15 protein-coding genes, 1 tRNA gene and 1 riboswitch are annotated in these 20,800 nt (G+C 73.1%); of the genes, 2 read left to right on the forward strand and 14 right to left on the reverse strand.

Features of this window, described 5'->3' with window-relative positions; genetic code table 11:
• Window positions 1-106 precede the first annotated feature (106 nt).
• From ACZ4M8_RS20325 to ACZ4M8_RS20335, 3 genes are all read right to left on the reverse strand, one after another.
• Window positions 107-934 (reverse strand): Bax inhibitor-1/YccA family protein, encoded by an 828-nt coding sequence (locus tag ACZ4M8_RS20325; RefSeq protein WP_467609284.1) that lies wholly within the window; start codon window positions 932-934, stop codon window positions 107-109.
• A gap of 186 nt (window positions 935-1,120) precedes the next feature.
• Window positions 1,121-2,212, reverse strand: a complete 1,092-nt coding sequence (locus tag ACZ4M8_RS20330) for a baeRF2 domain-containing protein (RefSeq protein ID WP_467609286.1) — start codon at window positions 2,210-2,212, stop codon at window positions 1,121-1,123.
• Window positions 2,213-2,863: 651 nt separating this feature from the next.
• Window positions 2,864-2,945 (reverse strand) — tRNA-Leu (locus ACZ4M8_RS20335).
• Window positions 2,946-3,425: 480 nt separating this feature from the next.
• On the opposite strand from ACZ4M8_RS20335, the gene ACZ4M8_RS20340 reads away from it, so the two are divergent.
• Window positions 3,426-4,208 (forward strand): ABC transporter ATP-binding protein, encoded by a 783-nt coding sequence (locus tag ACZ4M8_RS20340; RefSeq protein ID WP_467609288.1) that lies wholly within the window; start codon window positions 3,426-3,428, stop codon window positions 4,206-4,208.
• A 47-nt stretch (window positions 4,209-4,255) separates the two neighbouring features.
• Complete coding sequence (locus ACZ4M8_RS20345) at window positions 4,256-6,781, forward strand: ABC transporter permease (RefSeq protein WP_467609290.1); 2,526 nt, start codon at window positions 4,256-4,258, stop codon at window positions 6,779-6,781.
• Window positions 6,782-6,845: 64 nt separating this feature from the next.
• On the opposite strand, the gene ACZ4M8_RS20350 is transcribed toward ACZ4M8_RS20345, so the two are convergent.
• The 11 genes from ACZ4M8_RS20350 to ACZ4M8_RS20400 all read right to left on the reverse strand — a co-directional run bounded on the left by ACZ4M8_RS20350 (window position 6,846) and on the right by ACZ4M8_RS20400 (window position 20,650).
• The gene (locus ACZ4M8_RS20350; protein ID WP_467609292.1) at window positions 6,846-8,156 is read right to left on the reverse strand and encodes a class I SAM-dependent methyltransferase; all 1,311 of its coding nucleotides are present in this window, start codon (window positions 8,154-8,156) and stop codon (window positions 6,846-6,848) included.
• 199 nt (window positions 8,157-8,355) lie between these two features.
• Window positions 8,356-9,738 carry an NAD(P)/FAD-dependent oxidoreductase gene (locus ACZ4M8_RS20355; RefSeq protein WP_399089961.1) on the reverse strand — a complete coding sequence of 461 codons (1,383 nt, stop codon included), beginning with the start codon at window positions 9,736-9,738 and terminating at the stop codon, window positions 8,356-8,358.
• A 500-nt stretch (window positions 9,739-10,238) separates the two neighbouring features.
• Window positions 10,239-11,189: a Ppx/GppA phosphatase family protein gene (locus ACZ4M8_RS20360; RefSeq protein WP_467609294.1), complete on the reverse strand. Its 951-nt coding sequence runs from the start codon at window positions 11,187-11,189 to the stop codon at window positions 10,239-10,241.
• Window positions 11,186-11,731 (reverse strand): DUF501 domain-containing protein, encoded by a 546-nt coding sequence (locus ACZ4M8_RS20365; RefSeq protein ID WP_467609296.1) that lies wholly within the window; start codon window positions 11,729-11,731, stop codon window positions 11,186-11,188. The genes ACZ4M8_RS20360 and ACZ4M8_RS20365 overlap by 4 nt, the downstream gene beginning before the upstream one ends.
• A 101-nt stretch (window positions 11,732-11,832) precedes the next feature.
• Window positions 11,833-12,288, reverse strand: a complete 456-nt coding sequence (locus ACZ4M8_RS20370) for an FtsB family cell division protein (RefSeq protein WP_467609298.1) — start codon at window positions 12,286-12,288, stop codon at window positions 11,833-11,835.
• Between the two features lie 242 nt (window positions 12,289-12,530).
• Window positions 12,531-13,820 (reverse strand): phosphopyruvate hydratase, encoded by a 1,290-nt coding sequence (eno, locus tag ACZ4M8_RS20375; RefSeq protein WP_467609300.1) that lies wholly within the window; start codon window positions 13,818-13,820, stop codon window positions 12,531-12,533.
• Window positions 13,821-14,358: 538 nt separating this feature from the next.
• On the reverse strand, window positions 14,359-15,030 hold the full coding sequence (locus ACZ4M8_RS20380; RefSeq protein WP_467609302.1) for a transglycosylase family protein: 672 nt from the start codon (window positions 15,028-15,030) through the stop codon (window positions 14,359-14,361).
• 4 nt (window positions 15,031-15,034) lie between these two features.
• A riboswitch (cyclic di-AMP (ydaO/yuaA leader) is annotated at window positions 15,035-15,199 on the reverse strand.
• Between the two features lie 260 nt (window positions 15,200-15,459).
• Entirely contained in the window at window positions 15,460-16,473 is a 1,014-nt protein-coding gene (locus ACZ4M8_RS20385) for a transglycosylase family protein (RefSeq protein WP_467609303.1), read from the reverse strand.
• A 232-nt stretch (window positions 16,474-16,705) separates the two neighbouring features.
• The gene (locus ACZ4M8_RS20390; RefSeq protein ID WP_467609987.1) at window positions 16,706-18,004 is read right to left on the reverse strand and encodes a cytochrome P450 family protein; all 1,299 of its coding nucleotides are present in this window, start codon (window positions 18,002-18,004) and stop codon (window positions 16,706-16,708) included.
• Window positions 18,005-18,643: 639 nt separating this feature from the next.
• On the reverse strand, window positions 18,644-19,684 hold the full coding sequence (locus ACZ4M8_RS20395) for a nucleoside triphosphate pyrophosphohydrolase (RefSeq protein ID WP_467609305.1): 1,041 nt from the start codon (window positions 19,682-19,684) through the stop codon (window positions 18,644-18,646).
• 321 nt (window positions 19,685-20,005) lie between these two features.
• Window positions 20,006-20,650, reverse strand: a complete 645-nt coding sequence (locus ACZ4M8_RS20400; RefSeq protein ID WP_467609306.1) for a SurA N-terminal domain-containing protein — start codon at window positions 20,648-20,650, stop codon at window positions 20,006-20,008.
• Window positions 20,651-20,800: the final 150 nt, after the last annotated feature.

Here is a 20,800-nt window from a genome sequence, read left to right on the forward strand (position 1 = left end):
CCGCGGCCCGCCCCCGGGAACGCGCGAAGCCCCGCGGGCGGGTGGCCCGCGGGGCTTCGCGGTGGCGCGGTTCGGCGTGCCGGCCGGGCAACGGGGTGACGGTCCGTCAGTCGCGCAGGATCGAGATCAGCCGCAGCATCTCCATGTAGACCCACACCAGCGTCACCGTCAGGCCGAAGGCGGCCAGCCAGGATTCCTCGCGCGGAGCGCCGTACGCGATGCCGTCCTCGACCTGCTTGAAGTCCAGCGCCAGGAACAGCGCGCCGAGGACGACGCCGACCAGACCGAAGACGATGCCGAGGCCGCCGCTGCGGAAGCCGAGGCCGTCACCGCCGCCGAACACCATGAACAGGACGTTGACCAGCGACAGCAGCACGAAGCCCATCGTCGCGATCATCAGGAAGCGGGTGAAGCGGGCGGTGACCCGCACGATGCGCGTCTTGTAGGCGATGAGCATCGTGACGAAGACCGCCATCGTGCCCAGCACCGCCTGCATCGGCGCGCCGCTCATCTTCGGGATGCTGTTGAGGTTCCCGCTGAGCGCGCCGAGGAAGAGGCCCTCCAGCGCCGCGTACGCCAGGATCAGCGCGGGCGACGGCTTGCTCTTGAAGGACTGGACGAAGCCCAGCACCATCGCGGCGATGCCCGCGCCGATCGCGAAGCCGAGCTTGTCCGACAGGTACAGCCAGCCGACGACGGCGCCGACGATGACCGTGCCGAGGGTGAACGCCGTGCGGATGACGACGTCGTCCATCGTCATCGGGCGGGTCTGCGGCGTGTACTGCGGTGTCTGGGTGGCGGTCTGCGCGTACGGGTTGGCCCCGGCGTACGGGTTGGTTCCGACGCCCCCGGCCTGCGGCGGCGCGTTGAAGCCCGCGTAGCCGGTGTCGCGGCTGAACCCCCGTCGCGAGAAGACCGGGTTGCTGCTCCTCATCCTCACTCCTCCATGGCCGCCCTGCGCGACCTCGCCACAAGGGTAATGGCTTGGCAAAGACGCGGGGCTACTTCCTGAGCACGATCTTCCCCCGCCATCCGGGGGCTCACCTACACCACGGGGAGTACGAACGGGGCGCCGCGATCGTGCCCGGCGCCGGGCGGTTCCCGGACCGGCCCCGCCCGCTCAGTAGCGCGGCAGGGCGGCGACGCCGTCGGTGCAGTCGGCCGGCGGCAGGAGTTCGGTGAAGGAGGCGTCGCCGAGGACGGCGGCGCGCAGCAGCAGGAGCGGGGCGGGCGCCTCGAACACCGTCGGGTCGTCGCCGAGGCCCGCCCGGTCGGTGGCCAGGGCGCGGGGGTCGCGCTCCGACGCGAACAGCCGGACGCCCGAGGTGTCCGCGGGCGGCGCCATGTAGAGGGTCTCCACCCGGCCCTCGGCGAGCGGTTCCTTCACCGCCGGGATGCCCTGGAGGGCCCGCCCGCCGGCGAGCGCCTGCTCCAGTTCCCGCAAGGCGGCACGGTGGGACTCGGCCGAAATCTCGCGGAGCGCGGTATCGGCCGCCTCCCGCAGCGCCGCGCGGGCCGGGGCATCGGTCCGGCCGCCGCCCACCTTCACCAACGGCACGGACAGGCCCGCCAGATGGTCCCGGAGCAGCCCGAACGCCTTCGGGTCCCCGGCGACCAGGACCGCCTCGGCGCCGACCGCGTCGACGGCGGCGCGGACGTCCTGCGCCGCCTGCTCGGCGTTCTCGGCCCAGAGGTTGCGGGAGCGGCGGTGGAACGACGCCTGGGCCTCGGCCCCGCCGCGTACGCGGGTGATGTGCAGGGTGCTGCCGTGGAAGGTGCGCCGGAAGGCCGGTTCGTGCGCGGCGGCCGGACAGCCCTCGACGTCGGCGCCCTCCCGGTCCACCGCGACGATCACATGGGGCACCTGGTGGCCCCGGTCGAAGGCGAGGAGCAGCGGGTCCGGCACCGCCGACCAGAGCGCCAGGTCCGAGGCGGGCGGCTCGGTCAGGGTGAAGGCGCCGAGGAGCCGGCCGCCGGCGGCGAACAGCGCCTCGCCCTGCGGGCCCGGCAGATCGGGTACGCCGCCGACCGTGGCGTCCAGCGCTTCGAGCGTCGCGTCGTCCGCGCCCCGCTCGGCCAGCGTGCGCCGGGCGTCCCGCCAGCGCGTGGCGATCCGCTCGTCCGCGTCCGGCACCGCGCGGGTGGTGTCGAGGTACACCGAGGCGACCGGGGCGCCCTCCGTGTAGAGGGGACGCAGGAAGGAGAGTTCCATGCCGTGAGCCACCGTCCTCATAACGCCTGAAGGGGAACAAAGCGACCCTACGGGGAAGGGGTGCGGCATCCGGGACCCGGCGACCGGCGCCCCGGGGTGCGCCCGCAATGGTCCTTCGCCCGGAATTCGCCGGTCCGCCGCACGGGCCACGGCGATGGTGGCCGGCGGCGCCGCCCGGCAAGGGCGGACTCTCCGCCAGGCGGTGAAATCCGGTCGGCGGGGCGGCGAATTCCCCGGAACGAGCGAATGCGGAATACCGCGGAAGAGGCCCGGGAAATCGCCCGCCCGCGCCCGCCTTCCGGTATTCCGGGCGTCCGCATCGTGATACGGAGACAAAACACTCGCACCACAGCGTGACCCGACGGAATCGGAGGGTTACGGAAAGGCCCGTACGAAGGAGCAGGGCCCGGCAAACGCCCGCCGCAATTCCCCCGGGGCCCGCCCGGCCGGTCCGGTCGCGCGGTGGCGGCGCCCCGGCGGGCGGACCGCCCCGGACCCGCGCATCCCCCGTCCGGACAGGGAGAACGCGGTGAACGGCGGCAGCGGGCAGCCCGCTCCGGGGCGCCGGGCGGACGGGATTCGTCAGGAGGGTGTGCGGTGCGGGGCGGAGGGCGGGAAAACTCTTCGGAACGGGCGGCCGATTGCCGGAAGTGCCCGGAGCCGGACTTGAACCGGCACGGCCCGAAGGCCAGCGAGGTTTAAGCTCGCCGTGTCTGCATTCCACCATCCGGGCGTGGACTCCCCCATGCCCCACACAGAGGCAGCACGAGCGTAGCCCGCAGGCCACCGGAGGCCCGGCCGCTCATCCCGAGGTTGTCTTATTTTATTGGCAACTGAGGGTGCGTCAGTCCCTGCTTCGGTCCGATGCCGCATGCCCACGGTGCACCTCCGGCGTAACGCCCTGAAACACGTTCGGGACCCGGAATGACGGAAAGTCGCCGTACCTCATCGCCGTCGCACCCCGATATGTGCTCCCCCGACACTCCGGCACGAATCCCACCGCGCCGGACACCCGCCGTCCGCCCCCGGACCACCCGCGCGCCTCAGGGGCGCCCCTCATCCCCAGGGATGACGACCGCCCACCCCGCTACGCCGCAGGGCTGGCCCAGGACGGTCATCCGGGCTGACCTCCCGGGCCCTGCGCCCGGCCGACGATGGAAGGGTCCCCAGACCCCGGCCGAGCGCCACCCCGTCCCGACAGGAGCACGTTTCCGTGACCACCATCCCCTCCGGCGTCCCCACCGCCACCCGCGCCACCGCGGCGGCCGCCCGCGCGACGGATCTCACCAAGGTCTACGGAGCGGGCGAAACCCGGGTGGTCGCCCTCGACGCCGTCTCCGTCACGTTCCACCAGGCGCAGTTCACCGCGATCATGGGCCCCTCCGGGTCCGGCAAGTCGACGCTGATGCACTGCATGGCGGGGCTCGACGCGATCTCCGGCGGCAGCGCCCGCATCGGGGAGACCGAGCTGACCGGCCTGAAGGACAAGAAGCTCACCCAGCTGCGCCGCGACAAGATCGGCTTCATCTTCCAGGCGTTCAACCTGCTGCCGACCCTGACGGCGCTGGAGAACATCACCCTCCCGATGGACATCGCGGGCCGTAAGCCCGACCGCGCCTGGCTCGACCGCGTCGTGACGACCGTCGGCCTCAGCGGCCGTCTCAAGCACCGGCCCGGCCAGCTCTCCGGCGGCCAGCAGCAGCGCGTCGCCGTCGCCCGCGCCCTCGCCTCCCGGCCGGAGATCATCTTCGCGGACGAGCCGACCGGCAACCTCGACTCCCGCTCCGGCGCCGAGGTCCTCGGCTTCCTCCGCAACTCCGTCCGCGAACTGGGCCAGACCGTCGTGATGGTCACCCACGACCCGGTCGCCGCCGCCTACGCCGACCGCGTCGTCTTCCTCGCCGACGGCCGCATCGTCGACGACATGGCCGACCCCACCGCCGACCGCGTACTGGAGCGGATGAAGGGGTTCGACGCCAAGGGCCGCACCAGCTGACGCCCCGCCGACCGCACTTCGGACCTCTCCCCCAGGACTACTGACCCATGCTCCGCACCGCACTGCGCAACGTCCTCGCGCACAAGGCCCGGCTGCTGATGACCGTCCTCGCCGTCATGCTCGGCGTCGCCTTCGTCTCCGGCACCCTGGTCTTCACCTCGACCATCTCCGGCGCCCTGCGCACCAGCGCCCAGGAGGGCTACGCCGACGTCGACGTGGCCATCCAGCCGCGCGGCGACGACTCCGCCCCCGGCCGCCGCCCCGCCCTCGACCAGAAGCTGCTCGATGCGGCCGCCCACGTACCCGGCGCCGCCTCGGCCACCGGCACCGTCACCGGCTTCACCGCCATCGCCGACAAGCACGGCAAGCTGGTCGGCAGCGGTTTCGCCACCCGCGGCGGCAACTACTACCCCGGCGCCGACGGCAAGGACGCCCGCTACCCGATGCGGGACGGCGCCGCCCCGCACGGCACCGGCCAGCTCGCCCTCGACGCCCGGACCGCCGACGAGGCCGGGTACAAGGTCGGCGACACCGTCCGCGTCTCTTTCGACGGACCGGTCCACACGGCCCGGCTGACCGGCATCTTCACCACCACCGACGGTGCCGTCTCGGCCGGCGGCAGCCTCGCGCTGTTCGACAACGCCAGCGCCCAGAAGCTGCTGCTCACCCCCGGTACGTACAGCGAGATCCACGTCAAGGCCGCGCCGGGCACCTCGCAGCAGGCCCTGGAGAAGCAGATCCGCGAGGTGCTGCCCGCCAAGGGCGCCGAGGCCACCACCGGCCGTCAGCTCGCCGACGACGAGGCCGAGATGATCGCCAGGAGCATGCAGAACATGCAGACCGCGCTGCTGGGCTTCGCCGGTATCGCGCTGTTCGTCGGCATCTTCCTCATCGCCAACACCTTCACCATGCTGGTCTCCCAGCGCACCAAGGAACTGGCGCTGCTGCGCGCGGTCGGCGCCAGCCGCCGCCAGGTCACCCGCTCGGTGCTGATCGAAGCCGCCGTCGTCGGCGCGGTCGCCGCCCTCACGGGTCTGGCCGCCGGTATCGGCATCGGCGCCGGGATGCGCGCCCTGATGAACGGGGCCGGCGCCACCGTGCCCGACGGCCCGCTGGTCATCGGCGCCTCCACCGTCGTCACCGCGCTGGTGGTCGGCGTCGGCGTCACCGTCCTCGCCGCCTGGCTGCCGGGCCGCCGCGCCGCGAAGATCCCGCCGGTCGCCGCGATGAACAGCGTCCACGCCACCGCCACCACCAAGACCCTCGTGGTCCGCAACACCTTCGGCGCGCTCCTCGCGGGCGCCGGCACCGCCGCGGTCCTCGCCGCCACCGGTATGAACGACGGCAAGCTCGTCATGGGGCTCGGCGCGGTCCTGCTGCTGATCGGCGTGTTCGTCCTGACGCCGCTGCTGTCCCGGCCGCTGATCGCCCTGGCCACGCCGCTGCTGCGGACGTTCGGCGTCGCCGGCAAGCTCGCCCGGCAGAACGCGGTCCGCAACCCGCGCCGCACGGCCGCCACCGCCTCCGCGCTGATGGTGGGCCTGACGCTCATCACCGGTCTGACGGTGATCGCGACCAGCGTCCAGAAGGGCGTCGACAAGATGGCCGCCGACTCCCTCAAGGCCGACTACGTCGTGTCGATGGCCTCCATGACGCCGCTCTCCCCCGAGGTGGCGCAGAAGCTCGCCACCTTGGACGAGGTCACCGCCGTCAGCCCGCTGCGCAGCTCCGAGGCGACCATCGGCGGCACCGCCACCTCCCTGACCGGCGTCAACGGCAAGGACTTCGGCGAGCTGACCCGCCTCGACCTCACCTCCGGCTCGCTCTCCGGCCTGACCTCCGGCGGCCTGCTCGCCGACGAGGACACCGCCCGCGAGAAGGGCTGGCGGCCCGGCAGCCGCGTCCCGGTGACGTTCGAGGACGGTACGGAGAAGACCCTGACCGTCTCCGGCGTCTACCGCGCCAACGACATGATCCACCAGCTCGTCGTCGACAACGGCGTCGCCGGCCCCCACCAGAAGCACGCCACCGACACGCAGGTGATGCTGAAGACCACGGGCGGCGCCACCGACACCGCCAAGCAGCACCTGATCGACGCGCTCGGCAAGAACCCGGCCCTCAGCGTCCAGGACAAGAAGGACGTCTCCGACGGCATCTCCCAGACCATCAACCTGCTGCTGAACATGGTCTACGCCCTGCTCGCCATGGCCGTGATCGTCGCCGTCCTCGGCGTCGTCAACACCCTGGCCATGTCGGTCTTCGAACGCTCCCAGGAGATCGGCATGCTCCGCGCCATCGGCCTGGACCGCACCGGCGTCAAGCGGATGGTCCGCCTGGAGTCCCTGGTCATCTCGCTCTTCGGCGGGATCCTCGGCATCGGCCTCGGCGTCTTCTTCGGCTGGGCCGCAGGTCAACTCGTCTCCGGCTCGCTCGACACCTACGAACTGGTGCTGCCCTGGGGCCGGATGGGCATCTTCCTCGCCATGGCCGCGGTGGTCGGCGTGGTCGCGGCCCTGTGGCCGGCTCGCCGCGCGGCGAAGCTCAACATGCTCACCGCCCTCAAGGCGGAGTAGCCGCCCTGACACCCGGCAGGGCCCCGGACCGCACCCGGTCCGGGGCCCTGCGCCGTACGGTGCCTCAGCCCTGCCAGGCGCGTGGCCGCAGCGGCAGCCCGGACGCCCCGGACTCCGGCGTTCGCACCGCGAGCACCTGGTTGACCCCTATACGGTTGCGCTCGAAGGACAGCGCGGACGCGGCCATGTACAGCCGCCACACCCGGGCCCGGCCCGGTGACGTCAGCCGCACCGCCTCCTCCCAGCCCGCCTCCAGGTTGGCGACCCACCGCCGCAGCGTCAGCGCGTAGTGCTCCCGCAGCACCTCGACGTCCCGCACCTCGAACCCGGCGTCCTCCAGCGCCCCCGCGGTCCGCCCGACGGGCGACAGCTCCCCGTCGGGGAAGACGTACCGGTCGATGAACTCGTCGACGTGGTAGGCGTCCTCGTCCTCCAGCGGCCGCCGCGCGATCTGGTGGTTGAGCAGCCGCCCGCCCGGCTTGAGCAGGGCGTACAGCGCGCTCGCGTACTCGGCGTAGCGGGCCCGCCCGACGTGCTCGGCCATCCCGATCGAGGAGATCGCGTCGAACGGCTCGTCATGGATCTCGCGGTAGTCCTGCACCCGGATCTCGATCCGGTCGGCCAGGCCCTCCTCCGCGACCCGCTTACGGGCGTACGCCGCCTGCTCCTCGGAGAGGGTGATGCCGACCGCCCGGACGCCGTACTCGCGGGCGGCGTGCAGCACCATCGAACCCCAGCCGCACCCCACGTCCAGCAGCCGCTGACCCTCCGTCAGGCCGAGCTTGCGGCAGATCAGATCGAGCTTGTCGCGCTGCGCCTCCTCCAGCGTCGCGTCGGGGTCCGGCCAGTAGGCGCACGAGTAGACCATCGACGGGCCGAGGACCAGCGCGTAGAAGTCGTTGCCGACGTCGTAGTGGTGGCTGATGGCGTCCTTGTCGCGCAGCAGGGTGTGGAGCGGACCGCGGCGGTGGCGGGCCTCCTCGGCGGGCGGCGACGGCGGCAGCGGCGCGCCCGCGAGGGCCAGCAACTCCTTGGCGGCGGCGCGGACCTCGGGCCGGGCCAGGGCGCGCAGAACGGGTGCGCGCTGCGGGGCGGGGGCGGCGGTGCCGCGCTCCCAGATGAGGCCGGCCAGCAGATCGAGCGCCTCGTAGAGATCGCCCTCGATGTCGAGGTCACCGGCGACCCAGGCGCGGGCCAGGCCCAGTTCGCCGGGTTTGAAGAGCAGGCGGCGCAGTGCGCGGCGATTGCGGAAGACGAGGACCGGGGTGCCCGGAGGGCCGAACTCGCTGCGGTCCCACGCGCGGATACGGACCGGGAGCCTCGCCCCCAGCACCTCCTCGGCGAGCTTGGTGAGCCGTCCAGCGGCGTCGGCCATGTCGCACACCTCCGTCTTGACGAGTCGGCGAAACAGTTTCACCGACCACGTAAACGCCGTACAGGCGCCCGGATAATCCCGTTCCCGCGTAAGGGGACGGCAAAGCGCGCAACGGCTCCGACGGCGGACATGCCGAAGGGCGTCCGCCCCACGGATGGCGGACGCCCTTCGGGCCGACCGGACTACACCGGCCTGGAGATCAAGAAGCCTTGGCCTTCGGCTTGTCGGCCTCGGCGGCGGGCTTCGGCGCCGGCTTCGCCGCCTCGTAGAACTCCTCGCGGGGGTTCTGCATGGCGCTGAGCGAGACGACCTCACGCTTGAGGAACATCGCGAGCGTCCAGTCGGCGAAGACCCGGATCTTGCGGTTGAACGTCGGCATCGCCATGCCGTGGTACGCGCGGTGCATGTACCAGGCGAGACGGCCCTTGAGCTTGATCTTCATCTTGCCCATGACGATCATCGCGACGCCCTTGTGCAGGCCGAGACCCGCGACGGCGCCCTTGTTCGCGTGGCTGTACTCCTTCTGCGGGAAGCCCCGCATACCGGAGACCACGTTGTCGCCGAGGACCTTCGCCTGCCGCAGCGCGTGCTGGGCGTTCGGCGGGCACCAGGCGTTCTCGTTGCCGGCCTTGCGGCCGACCATGTCCGGCACCTGGGCGTTGTCGCCCGCGGCCCAGATGTAGTCGGTGCCCTGCACCTGGAGGGTGGCGGCGGTGTCGACGTGACCGCGCGGGCCCAGCGGCAGACCGAAGCGGGAGAGCGCCGGGTTCGGCTTGACGCCCGCGGTCCACACGATGGTGTCCGAGTCGACCTCAAGGCCGTTGTTGAGCACGACGTGACCGTCGACGCAGGAGTCCATACCGGTCTTGAGGTAGACCTCGACGCCACGGCCCTCAAGGTGGGCCTTGCCGTACGCGCCGAGCTTCGGACCGACCTCGGGAAGGATCTTGTCCGCGACGTCGACCAGCAGGAAGCGCATGTCTTCGCGCTTGACGTTGTTGTAGTACTTCGCGGCGTCGCGGGCCATGTCCTCGACCTCGCCGACGGTCTCCGCACCGGCGAAGCCGCCGCCGATGAAGACGAAGGTCAGCGCCTTGCGGCGGACCTCCTCGTCGGTGGTGGAGTCGGCCTTGTCGAGCTGCTCCAGCACGTGGTTGCGCAGGCCGATGGCCTCCTCGACGCCCTTCATGCCGATGCCGTTCTCGGCGAGGCCGGGGATCGGGAAGGTACGGGAGACCGCGCCCATCGCGATGACCAGGTAGTCGAAGGGCAGCTCGTACGCCTCGCCGACCAGCGGCGCGACGGTGGCGACCTTGCGGTCCTGATCGATGGTGGTCACCCGGCCGGTGAGAACCTCCGCCTTGGGCAGCACACGCCGCAGCGGAACCACGACGTGGCGCGGGGAGATGCTGCCGGCCGCAGCTTCAGGGAGGAAGGGCTGGTACGTCATGTACGAGCGCGGGTCGACGACCGTGACGGTCGCCTCGCCGTACCGCATCTTCTTGAGGATGCGGCGTGCCGCGTACAGGCCTACGTACCCACCGCCTACAACGAGGATCCTGGGACGCTCCGTGGTGCTCATGCAATCGAGTATCCACCTCCCCTTGGGGGGCTGCTCGTGAGCCCCTTCACAAGAACCGCAGGGGGGTCTGCTACACTGCGCCGCCCCCGTGACGGACGCCATACCGCCTTGAGGGAACCACCCGGCGCCGCGACCCGTTGAGACCCCTTGTGATCAGGGCTTGTGAACACACGGGCGACCGAACCACACACCGGGTGAGCGCCGACGCCACTTCCGCCTCACCGCGCTTTCACCGGTTCAAGAGGTCCTAGGACCTTCGATTGAGGCCCGTAGGACCCCTTTCTTCGACCATCGGCCACTTTTTTCATGTGAAGAGTTTCACGAACTTTCCCGGCGGACCGGGGCGCGGCGGCCCCGGAAGGGGCTGACCTGGCGTGAGAACGGGGGTGGGCGGGGTGCATTGCACGCGGCCCCCGTGCCCTGGAGGACACGGGGGCCGAAGGTTCCGGGAACTGCCCGCCGGGACCGGCGGGCGTCGTCCGGGGGGCGTATCGCCCGTACTACGCGCCCTCCTCGGCCGCCTTGATCGCGATGCCGTCCAGGATGTCGTGTTCGCTGACGACGACCTCTTCGGCGCCCGTGCGGTCCATGATCGCGAGGAGGACGAGGGCGCCGGCGGCGATGACGTCGACGCGGCCGGGGTGGATGACCGGGATCGCGGCGCGCTGGGAGTGGGTGGAGGTGACCAGGCGCTCGGTGATCTCGGCGACGCGGGCGCGGGAGATGCGCGCGTGGTGGACGGCGTCCGAGTCGTAACGGTCGAGGCCGAGGGCGATGGCGGCGACGGTGGTGACCGAACCGGCCAGACCGACGAGGGTGGCGGCCTCGCCGAGCGGGACGGCGGCGGCCGCCTCGTCGAGCGCGGCGGCCACATCGGCCTTGATCGCGGCGATCCGGTCGGGGGCCGGCGGGTCGCTGATCTTGCCGTCGCGCACCAGGTGGCGCTCGGTCATCCGCACGCAGCCCATGTCGACGGAGCGGGCGGCGCGGACCGTGCCGTCGCCGAGGACGAACTCGGTGGAGCCGCCGCCGATGTCCACGACCAGGAAGGGGCGGGGCAGGTCGGTGGCGGCCAGTTCGCGGGTGGCGCCGGTGAAGGAGAACTTCGCCTCCTGGTCACCGGTGATGACCTCGGGCTCGACGCCGAGGATGTCCCGCACACCGCGGACGAAGTCGTCGCGGTTGGCCACGTCGCGGGAGGCGGACGTGGCCACGAACAGGGTGCGTCCGGCGCCCAGCTCCTCGATCACCGCGGCGTACTCGCGGCAGGCGGCGAAGGTCCGCTCCAGCGCCTCGGGGGCGAACCGTCCGGTGCGGTCCACGCCCTGGCCCAGGCGGACGATCTGCATCCGGCGGTCCAGCTCGGTCAGCTCACCGGTGGCCGGATCGACGTCGGCGACGAGCAGCCGGATGGAGTTGGTACCGCAGTCGACGGCGGCGACCCGGGTCATTCGGCACCTCCTTCGGCGGCGGTGTCCTGGCAGGGGCTCACGCACGGGCCCTTGCGCCACCACTCGGGCAGCATCGCGAGCGCCTCGTCGCCCAGCGGGTTGACGCCGGGGCCGGCCGCGAGGGAGTGGCCGACGAGGACGTGCAGGCACTTGACCCGGTCCGGCATCCCGCCGGCGCTGGGGAAGCCCGCCAGCACCTCGATGGCGTCGCGGCGGCGGATGTAGTCCTCGTGGGCGGCGCGGTAGGCGGCGGCCAGCTCGGGGTCGGTCGCCAGCCGCTCCGTCATCTCCTTCATCACGCCGTTGGCCTCCAGCGTGCCGATGGCGGAGGCCGCGCGCGGGCACGTCAGGTAGTACAGCGTCGGGAACGGTGTGCCGTCCTCCAGGCGCGGGGCCGTCTCGACGACGTCCGGCTGACCGCAGGGGCAGCGGTGGGCGATGGCCCGCAGGCCGCGCGGCGGGCGGCCCAGCTGCTCCTTGAAGGCGGCGATGTCCGCGGCGGTGGGCTCGGTGGGCTCGGTCTGGGGCGGAGGCGTGTCCATGTGCGCTTTCGGTGGGATCTTCGGTGAGGTCTTCGGTGGGCTCACGGCCGCGGGCGGGCGACGGGAGCGGTGCGGGGCGGGTGGTTCCGGAGCGCGGCGCGTCACCGGTCGGCGGTGTCGACGTCGGTCCAGAGGGTCTCGTACCAGGGGGTGGAGGCCGCTGCCGCGTCCTCGTGCGGAGCGCCGCCGTCGGCGCGCGAGCCGTCCTGGACGATATAGCCCGTCTCGCCGGGGCGGACGAAGTGCAGATGCAGGCGGGCCTGCTGCTCGACGTAGGCGGGGTCGCGCCAGCGGGACTTCTCATCGCGCAGCCGGTCCAGCGTCCGGGCCGCCTCCTGGGCCTTGCGGCGCTGGTCGGCGATGTCGGAGCGCTGCGAGACGTACTGCCGTATCGGGTAGGCCAGGGCCACGACGAGGGAGCACATGACGAGGGCCAGCAGGGCGGCCCGGCCGGTGAGGCGGTTGCGGCGGGGGCGCCGGACGCGCTGCACGCGGGCCGCCGCCTGTTCGCCGAGCGCCTTGAGCCGGGTCGCGGTCGAGAACCGGTCCGCGGACACGTCGCCTCCCCTTGGGCCGACCGTGATGGAGTTCCCGCGCTTCCGGCCGGGCGGGGCCGGTCGGAAGCGCAGCCGTCCCCGGCAACGGTACGGGACCGTCGCCGGGGACGAACGCAGGCCGTGAACGGCGGGTGGCCCGCCCTCGGTCGGGTGGGGCGGGGCGCACCGCGCCGGGGCGTCAGCCCTCGCTGGCTCACCGGTGCGCGCGAACGCTGCGCTCACCGGTGCGCGGAGCGCTGTGCCTACTGGTTCGCGGAGCGGAACCGGGGGAACGCGGAGCGGCCGGCGTAGACCGCCGCGTCGTCCAGGATCTCCTCGATGCGCAGCAGCTGGTTGTACTTGGCGACGCGCTCGGAGCGGGCCGGGGCGCCGGTCTTGATCTGGCCGCAGTTGGTGGCGACGGCCAGGTCGGCGATGGTGACGTCCTCGGTCTCGCCGGAGCGGTGCGACATCATGCACTTGAAGCCGTTGCGCTGGGCCAGCTCGACGGCGTCCAGGGTCTCGGTGAGCGAACCGATCTGGTTGACCTTGACCAGGAGGGCGTTGGCGGAGCCCTCCTCGATGCCGCGGGCCAGCCGCTCGGGGTTGGTGACGAAGAGGTCGTCGCCGACGAGCTGGACCTTGGCGCCGAGCTTGTCGGTGATGACCTTCCAGCCGGCCCAGTCGTCCTCGAACAGCGGGTCCTCGATGGAGACCAGCGGGTACGCGTCCACCAGCTCCTCGTAGTACTCCGTCATCTCGGCGGCGGAGCGCTCCTTGCCCTCGAACTGGTACTTGCCGTCCTTGTAGAACTCGGAGGCGGCGACGTCCAGGGCGAGCGCGATGTCCTGGCCGGGGGCGTAACCGGCCTCCTTGATGGCCTCCAGGATGAGGTCGAGGGCCTCGCGGTTGGAGCCGAGGTCGGGGGCGAAGCCGCCCTCGTCGCCGAGGCCGGTGGCCAGGCCCTTGCTCTTCAGGACCTTCTTGAGGGTGTGGTAGACCTCGGCGCCCCAGCGCAGCGCCTCGGAGAAGGACTCCGCGCCGATCGGGGCGATCATGAACTCCTGGATGTCGACGTTGGAGTCGGCGTGCGACCCACCGTTGAGGATGTTCATCATCGGGACGGGCAGCAGGTGCGCGTTCGGGCCGCCGAGGTAGCGGAAGAGCGGCAGGTCGGACGCCTCGGAGGCGGCGTGCGCGACGGCGAGGGAGACGCCGAGGATGGCGTTGGCGCCCAGCGAGCCCTTGTTGTCGGTGGCGTCCAGGTCGAACATGGCCTGGTCGATGAGGCGCTGCTCGGTGGCGTCGTAGCCGACCAGCTCCGGGCCGATCTGCTCGATGACGGCGAGGACGGCCTTCTCGACGCCCTTGCCCTGGTAGCGGTTGGGGTCCCCGTCGCGCAGCTCGATGGCCTCGAAGGCGCCGGTGGAGGCGCCGGACGGAACGGCGGCCCGGCCGGTGGAGCCGTCGTCGAGGCCGACCTCGACCTCGACCGTGGGGTTACCTCGCGAGTCGAGAATTTCCCGGGCTACGACGACGTCGATGGACGGCACGTTGTCTCCTTCATGGGTGTCTGGAGTTCTGCGGCACGAGCCTAACGGCCCCCGGGTCCTCGACCGCCTCGCGGCCCGCAGTACGGGACGAAAGGTGCCTCGGACGCCGGGTTCCGGCCTTTCGGCAGCGAAGGCCGCGGAACGGAAAAGCGGGCGGATAAAGGGCAGGCCACGACGGTGTGTCCGGCACCAGAGTACGGAACGGCGAAACCCCGCCTCGGCGCACGGCGGGCGGCACCGGCTGCGAAGCAGGTGCCGCCCCGGGGACGTGCGCGCCGGACGGGGCGTCGCGTGGGGAGGGTGGTGCGGCGGGCGCGGGACCCGGACGGTGCCGGGGCCGCGGCCCGCGAGGTCCGGGCGCCGGTGCCGCCCCCCGCTCCGGCGCGCCGTACGTACCGCCGTACGTACGGAAGCGGAGCGGGAGGGGCGGGCCGTCACGTCCCGGCGCGCCTCGCGGCGGTGGGGACGGGGACGGCGGGCCGGTGCCCGGAGGGCGGGGCGGTGAGCGGTGCCCCGCGCGGGGATCGGGCCGCGGGGATCAGACGTGGAGCTTCTGGCCCGGGAAGATGAGGTTCGGGTTGGAGCCGATGGTGGACTTGTTGTCCGCGTAGACCGACTTCCAGTTCTTGCCGTGCGCCTTGGCGATCTTGGCCAGGGTGTCGCCGGACTTCACGGTGTAGTTGCCGTGGCCCATGACGTGGTGCTGCGGGGCGCGCTTCGGGGCGGCCTCGGTCCGCGGGGCCTGCTGCTTCGGGGCCGCCTTGGGCTGGGCCTGCTTGGGCGCCTGCTGCTTGGGGGCGGCCTTGGTGGCGCCGGTGTTCAGGTCGGGGGACGGGCCACCGGCGGTGAGGTTGCCGGCGCCGGCGCAGGACCAGGCGCCCGGACCCTGGATGGCGAGGAGCTTCTCGGCGGCCTGGATCTGCTGGGCCTTGGTGGCCAGGTCGGCGCGGGGCGCGAACTGCGTGCCGCCGGCGGCCGCCCAGCTGGAGGCGGAGAACTGCAGGCCGCCGTAGTAGCCGTTGCCGGTGTTGATCGACCAGTTGCCGCCGGACTCGCACTGGGCGACGGCGTCCCAGGTGGCGACGGAGGCGGCGGAGGCGTTGGTGGCGCCCATCAGCGGGACGGCCACGGCGGCGCCGGCGACACCGGCGAGGGTCGCGACGCGGACGGCCTTGGAGGGACGGCGGTGCTTGGCCTTGTTGCTCAGCATGGTTCGTTTTCCTCACCGACGCCTGCGAGGTGAGCTGTCGGGTTCGGGCGGCGTGGATTGCCCGGCCGTGCTTGTGCACGGCTTCACCCCAAGCCGGTTGACCCGCTTTCACGGGTGGGGCCGGCGCTTACCTTGGGTCCCCCGCTCCTGCCTTCGGCGCTTGCGCGTCGACCACCTTCGCCCACCGGCAGGATTCGGCGTGTGAACGAAGGGCCCGCTTTGGCGAGCGGTGCTGACCGTAAGCAGAACCCTCCGTTTCGTTCAAACCCCGCTTTCTGCGCCCAGTTGACCGCCAATGATCACAGAGGGGTCACATTTCCGCAGGTGGGGCGTGGTGCGGATTTCCCCGGACGGGTCGGACACCACGGAGCGCGACGAGAGCCATATCTCACTTTCGCCAAAACGGGCAAAAGCCGCCTATCGCCTCGATCAGCGGCCCAGATCGAGGAGTTGACCGGGGTGGATGAGGTCCGGGTCGTCGCCGATGACGTCCTCGTTGCGCTCGTACAGCGCGGGCCAGCCGCCCGGCAGCTCCCGCGCCTCGGCGATCGCTGACAGGTTGTCACCGGGGCGCACGGCGTACGTGCCGTCGCCCGGCTCCGTCCGCTCGCCACCCCGCGAGGCGCGCCGCCCCGGGGTGTGGTCGCCGTCCTCCTCGGCATCGCCGCCGCCGCGGTGGCGCCCGGAGCCGTCGCCGCGGGAGCCCTCGTCGTCCGCCGGGGGCGTCGTACGGGACGGGTGCGAGGGCTCGGCGGGGCCGGTGGCGTGGCCGGACGGGTCGGCGGAGGGGTCGGCGCCGCCGGGCCGGTCCGGCTCACCGGGGGGCTTCGGGGAGTCGGTGGGGTCGGGCGTGGTGGACGGGTCCGGGGCGTCCTCGGGGGTGGACGGGCCGGTGGCGTCCGGATCCGGCGTGCTGGGGGCGTGGGTCCCGTCCTGGCCGGTGTCCGTGCCCGGGTCGGTGCCGGCGTCCGTACCGGAGTCCGTGCCGGGGTCGGTGCCGGTGTCGGGGAGCCTGCCGTCGGTGTCGGCGGGGGGTGTGCCGCCGGGGTCGACGTCGGGGGTGCCGCCGTCCTCGGTGAGCCCGGCGCCGGCGGCGCAGCGCGGCCAGGCGTCCGGACCGCGCTCGGCGAGGATCGCCTGGGCCACGGCTATCTGCTGGGAGCGGCTGGCCAGGTCGGGCCGGGCCGCGTACTCCAGACCGCCGTGGTCGCGCCACATGTCGAGGGTGAGCTGGAGCCCGCCGTAGAAGCCGTTGCCGGGGGCGCTGGACCAGATGCCGCCGGACTCGCACTGGGCGACCCGGTCCCAGGTGGTGGCATCGGCGGCGTGGGCGGCGCCCGCGCCGAGGAGGGGCAGGGCGAGGCCCGCGCCGGTCACTCCCGCCGTGACAAAGAGGGCCGGTGCCTGGCGGGGGCGACGGTGTCTGCCGTTGCCGGTGCGCATGCGATTGCCTTTCGAGCGGCGGTTGAGTTGTCCGCCCCGGGCGTCCCGGCACGGCCGCCCGGGGTCCGGTGCGGCCACCACCGAGCGGCGGGGCGCTTGTTCGGTGGCAAGGTAACCGGGCTCACGGGGCGTCACAAGCCGGTGTAGCGGAGATCACGTGCAGGTCACGTGGCTGACGAGGCGTCAACTCATGGGCCTCGGAAGGCCGTCCGCGCGGCCGGGCGGCGTGTCGTCAGGGGGCCGGGGTGAACGTCACGGGGAGGGTCCGCAGACCGCGCATGATGAGCCCGCCCCGCCACCGCAAATCGTCCGGTTCCGCCGCAAGACGGATGTCCGGCAGGCGGGTCAGGAGGGTGGCGAGGGCGGTCTGTCCTTCGAGGCGGGCCAGTGGCGCGCCGAGGCAGTAGTGGATGCCGTGGCCGTAGCCGAGGTGCGGGTTGTCGGTGCGGCGCAGGTCGAGGGTGTCCGGGGCGTCGAAGCGTGCGGGGTCACGGTCGGCGGCGGCCAGCACCACCAGCACCGGATCGCCCTCGGCTATCCGCTCGCCGCCGATCGTCAGCTCCTCGGTCGCGAACCGCCAGGTGGCCAGTTCGACCGGCCCGTCGTAGCGCAGCAGCTCCTCGATACCGGTGGCGAGGACGTCCGCGTCGCCGCAGGCCAGCGACTTCTGGAGGAGTTCACGCTGGTCGGGGGCGCGCAGCAGGGCGTAGATCCCGTTGCCGATGAGGTTGACGGTGGTCTCGAAACCGGCGAAGAGCAGGATGAACGCCATCGCGGCGACCTCGTTCTCGGTGAGGTGTTCGCCGTGGTCCCAGGCACGGATCAGGCCGGAGATCAGGTCCTCGCCGGGCTCGGGCTCGGGCGGCAGGGCGGCGCGCTTGCGGTGGATCAGTTCGGCGAGGTAGCCGCGGATCTTCTTGACCGCCTTGGCGACGCCGCCGCGCGGACCGCCGCCGGTGCCGCCCGGTTTGGTGTGGCGGAGCATCATCCCGGCCCAGTCCCGGAAGTCGTCCTGGTCCTCGCGCGGGACGCCGAGCAGATCGCAGATGGCGTAGATCGGCAGCGGGAAGGCGAACTCGTGGATGAGGTCGGCCTCACCGCGGGCGGCGAAGGAGTCGATGAGCGTATCGGTCAGCTCCTGGACGCGCGGCGCGAAGGCGGCGACGCGGCGCGGGGTGAACGCCTTGGAGACCAGCCGGCGCAGCCGGGTGTGGTCCGGCGGGTCGATGTTGAGCAGGTGCGTCATGAGGTTGGCGCTGCGCTCGCCCGGGATGCCGACCTTGCCCTTGCCGTGGGCGCCCTCACTGTGGTGCACCGGATTCTTCGACAGCCGGGAGTCGGCGAGCGCCTGCCGCGCGTCCGCGTACCGCGTCACCAGCCACGCCTCGACACCACTGGGCAACGCGGTCCGGCGCACCGGCGCGTGCTCCCGCAGCCAGGCGTACGCCGGATACGGATCGGCACCGAACTCCCAGGTGAAGAGGGCAGGGGCGGCGGCCCCGTCCGGCGCGGCTTCCAGGGGCGCGGGGATCGCCTCGGGCCCGGCGGTCCCGGGATGCGCGGACGCCGCCAGGGATACGCCGACGCCGGTGGAGGTGGGGTGCGCCGGCGTCGCGGGGGATGTGCCGATGCCGGCGGTGGTGGGATGCGCAGGGCACCCGGAGGCCGAGGGGGCGCGGTCCGTAGCGGCCTCTCCGGATGCGGGGATCGCCTCGGGCCCGGCGGTCCCGGGATGCGCGGACGCCGCCGGGGATACGCCGGCGCCGGTGGAGGTGGGGTGCATGGGGCAGCCCGGGGCCGAGGGGACGCGGTCCGTGGCGGCTTCCGGAGGCGCGGGTGTCGCGCCGGGCCCGGTGGCGGACGGGCGGTCCGGGGCGGGCGGTCCGGCGAGGCGGGCGGCGGGGCCCGGGGCGGTGCGGGGCGCGTCAGGGGTGGTGTCGGGCGTGTGGTGCACCTTTCGACGGTAACCGCTGCCCGGGGAGGCACGGACTGCGCGGCCCGGCGCCCGCCCCGTACGGGCAGGTGCCCCGGCGTCCGCCCCGTAAGAGCGGGCCTTTGCCTCCCGTAAGAGCGGGCCTTTGCCTCCCCGTAAGAACGGGCCTCCCCCTGTGGGTGAGGGCGGACCGCCGAGGGAGGGACCGTCCCGCGCCCCGCCGGGAAGGGCTTCCCTCTACTCCGGTATCTCCTCCGGCGCCGGCTCCTCCGACGGGGGCAGGCCCTCCGCCGCGCGGATCGCGGTGCGGTAGGTGCGGGCGGCGGCGCGGAGGGCGGTTTCGGGGTCGGTACCCTCGGCCTCGGCGCGGGCGGCCAGGGCCAGGAGTTCGTAGCCGATGCCGGGGGCCGACGGGCGGACGTCGAGGCCGGCGGTGCGGGCGCGGGAGGCGAGCTTCGCGGCGAGGGCCAGCGCGGGCTGGGTGAGCGGGACGCCGTCGGTGACCGAGGCGCGCCGCTTCTCGGTGGCCTTGGTGCGCAGCCAGTGCGCCCGGACCTCCTCGGGCGTCTCGGCGGACTCGTCCCCGAAGACGTGCGGATGGCGGTGGATCAGCTTCTCCACCAGCGCCCCGGCGACATCGTCGACGGAGAACGGCGCGTCGGGGTCGTCCTCGGCGATGCGGGCGTGCAGGACGACCTGGAGCAGGACGTCGCCCAGCTCCTCCCGCAGCTCCTCGCGGTCCCCGCTCTCGATGGCCTCGACCAGCTCGTACGCCTCCTCCAGGGCGTACTTGGCGAGGTCTTCGTGGGTGCGGACGCCCGTCCACGGGCAGGCGGCGCGGATGCGGTCCATGACCTGGACGAGGTCGAGCAGCCGGGCGCCCGGCAGGTCGTACGCGCCGGGCAGCAGCTCCAGGTCGGGCATGGTCTCGCGGCCGGAGCCGGCGAGGCGGGCCAGACCGTCGGTGAGCGCGCTCTCGCCGTCGGCGGAGGTGAGGACGACGGCCGTGCGGTCCCCGGCGACGCAGTCGTCGACCAGCTCGCGGGCGGTGGGGACGGCGGGCTCCACCGTGATCCGGGCCTCGCGCAGATAGGGCAGCTGCGGGTGGGCGGGGTCGGCGCAGAACACGCGGTCGGCGGTGCGCAGCGCCTGCCAGGCGGGCCAGGACAGCAGCCCGGGGGCGACGCGGTGGCTGGTGGTGAGCAGGATCAGGCGTCCGGTGCCGCCCTCGGGGCGGCCGGCGGCTCCGGAGTCGGCGAAGGGCACGTCAGCGTTCACCCCTCGAACGTAACGCACCCCACTGACAGCGCCGCGCGGCCGCGGGACGGAGCCGCCCCGGCCCGGCGCCGACGGCCTCGGCCCGGACCGGCCCCTGCCGACGGCCTCGGCCCGGACCGGCCCCTGCCGACGGCCTCTCGCCCCGGACCGGCCCCGTGCCGCACACGGGCAGCGGCCCCGGCGACGGGGCACGCGCCGGACCGGGCCGCCCCGGATCCGGCGGCGCCCCGGCAACGCACGGCAGCGGCCCCGGCCCCGGCCCCGGCCCGCCGTAGCGGTGGGCCGGGCGCCGGGGCCGCGCCCCGTACGCGTACGGACCGGCTACGCCTCCTGCCGGGCGCTCGTCGCGGGGGTGAGCCAGGGGTCCTTGGTCGCGCCGAGGATGACGCGGCGGTCGTTCCAGGAGCCGAAGCGCGGGTTGACGTCGACGCCCATGGCGCGGGAGGTGCGGGCGAGGTTGTCGACGAGGCGGCGCTGGCCTCCGGGGCTGGTGCGGTCGGCGCCGATCTTCTTGGCCAGGCCGTCCAGGAGGAGTTGGTTGCGGACGGTCGCGTCGACCTCGTCGGGGGCGACGGACTGCTGCTGGAGCCAGACGGCCTTCAGCCGCTCCGGGCCGCCCAGTTCCTTCTCGGCGGTGGTGCGCCACCGCTGCACATCGGCGCGGGTGACGGTGACCCCGGCGCGGTCGGCGCTGCGCTCCAGGACCCGCTGGAAGATCATGCCGTTGAGGGTGGCCAGGCTCAACTGGCCGGTGTTGGAGATGAGTTGGCCGCCCTGCGGGGACCTGCTCTGCGCCTGGCGTACGTCCTTCACCTTCGCCTGGAGCTGGGCGACGGTGATCCGCTCGCCGTCGACGATCGCGGCGGCACCGGGGTGCGCGTCGCTGCCGCAGGCGGTGAGCAGCGGGGTCGCGGCCAGCAGGGCGGCGGAGAGGGATACGGAGAGCACTGTCCTACGGCGGAGCACGGGGCCTCCCGGCAGAGATCGTGAACGAGACGGCGCGGCGCGAACGCCGTGCGGCGGCGGTGGGCGGGGCGCTCCCGGCGGGTGCCGGGAGCGGGCATCTCATCGATCTGGCGTTGATCGATAGTAGGGAGTCCGGATGCCCCGGGCCAC

This window comes from Streptomyces sp. NPDC027185 (assembly GCF_055567035.1).

Bases quoted from the DNA above. Each gene is read 5' to 3' on its own strand.
- ACZ4M8_RS20325 (WP_467609284.1), bottom strand. From the start codon at position 934: ATGAGGAGCAGCAACCCGGTCTTCTCGCGACGGGGGTTCAGCCGCGAC.
- ACZ4M8_RS20330 (WP_467609286.1), bottom strand. From the start codon at position 2,212: ATGGAACTCTCCTTCCTGCGTCCCCTCTACACGGAGGGCGCCCCGGTC.
- ACZ4M8_RS20345 (WP_467609290.1), top strand. From the start codon at position 4,256: ATGCTCCGCACCGCACTGCGCAACGTCCTCGCGCACAAGGCCCGGCTG.
- ACZ4M8_RS20350 (WP_467609292.1), bottom strand. From the start codon at position 8,156: ATGGCCGACGCCGCTGGACGGCTCACCAAGCTCGCCGAGGAGGTGCTG.
- ACZ4M8_RS20355 (WP_399089961.1), bottom strand. From the start codon at position 9,738: ATGAGCACCACGGAGCGTCCCAGGATCCTCGTTGTAGGCGGTGGGTAC.
- ACZ4M8_RS20360 (WP_467609294.1), bottom strand. From the start codon at position 11,189: ATGACCCGGGTCGCCGCCGTCGACTGCGGTACCAACTCCATCCGGCTG.
- ACZ4M8_RS20365 (WP_467609296.1), bottom strand. From the start codon at position 11,731: ATGGACACGCCTCCGCCCCAGACCGAGCCCACCGAGCCCACCGCCGCG.
- ACZ4M8_RS20380 (WP_467609302.1), bottom strand. From the start codon at position 15,030: ATGCTGAGCAACAAGGCCAAGCACCGCCGTCCCTCCAAGGCCGTCCGC.
- ACZ4M8_RS20385 (WP_467609303.1), bottom strand. From the start codon at position 16,473: ATGCGCACCGGCAACGGCAGACACCGTCGCCCCCGCCAGGCACCGGCC.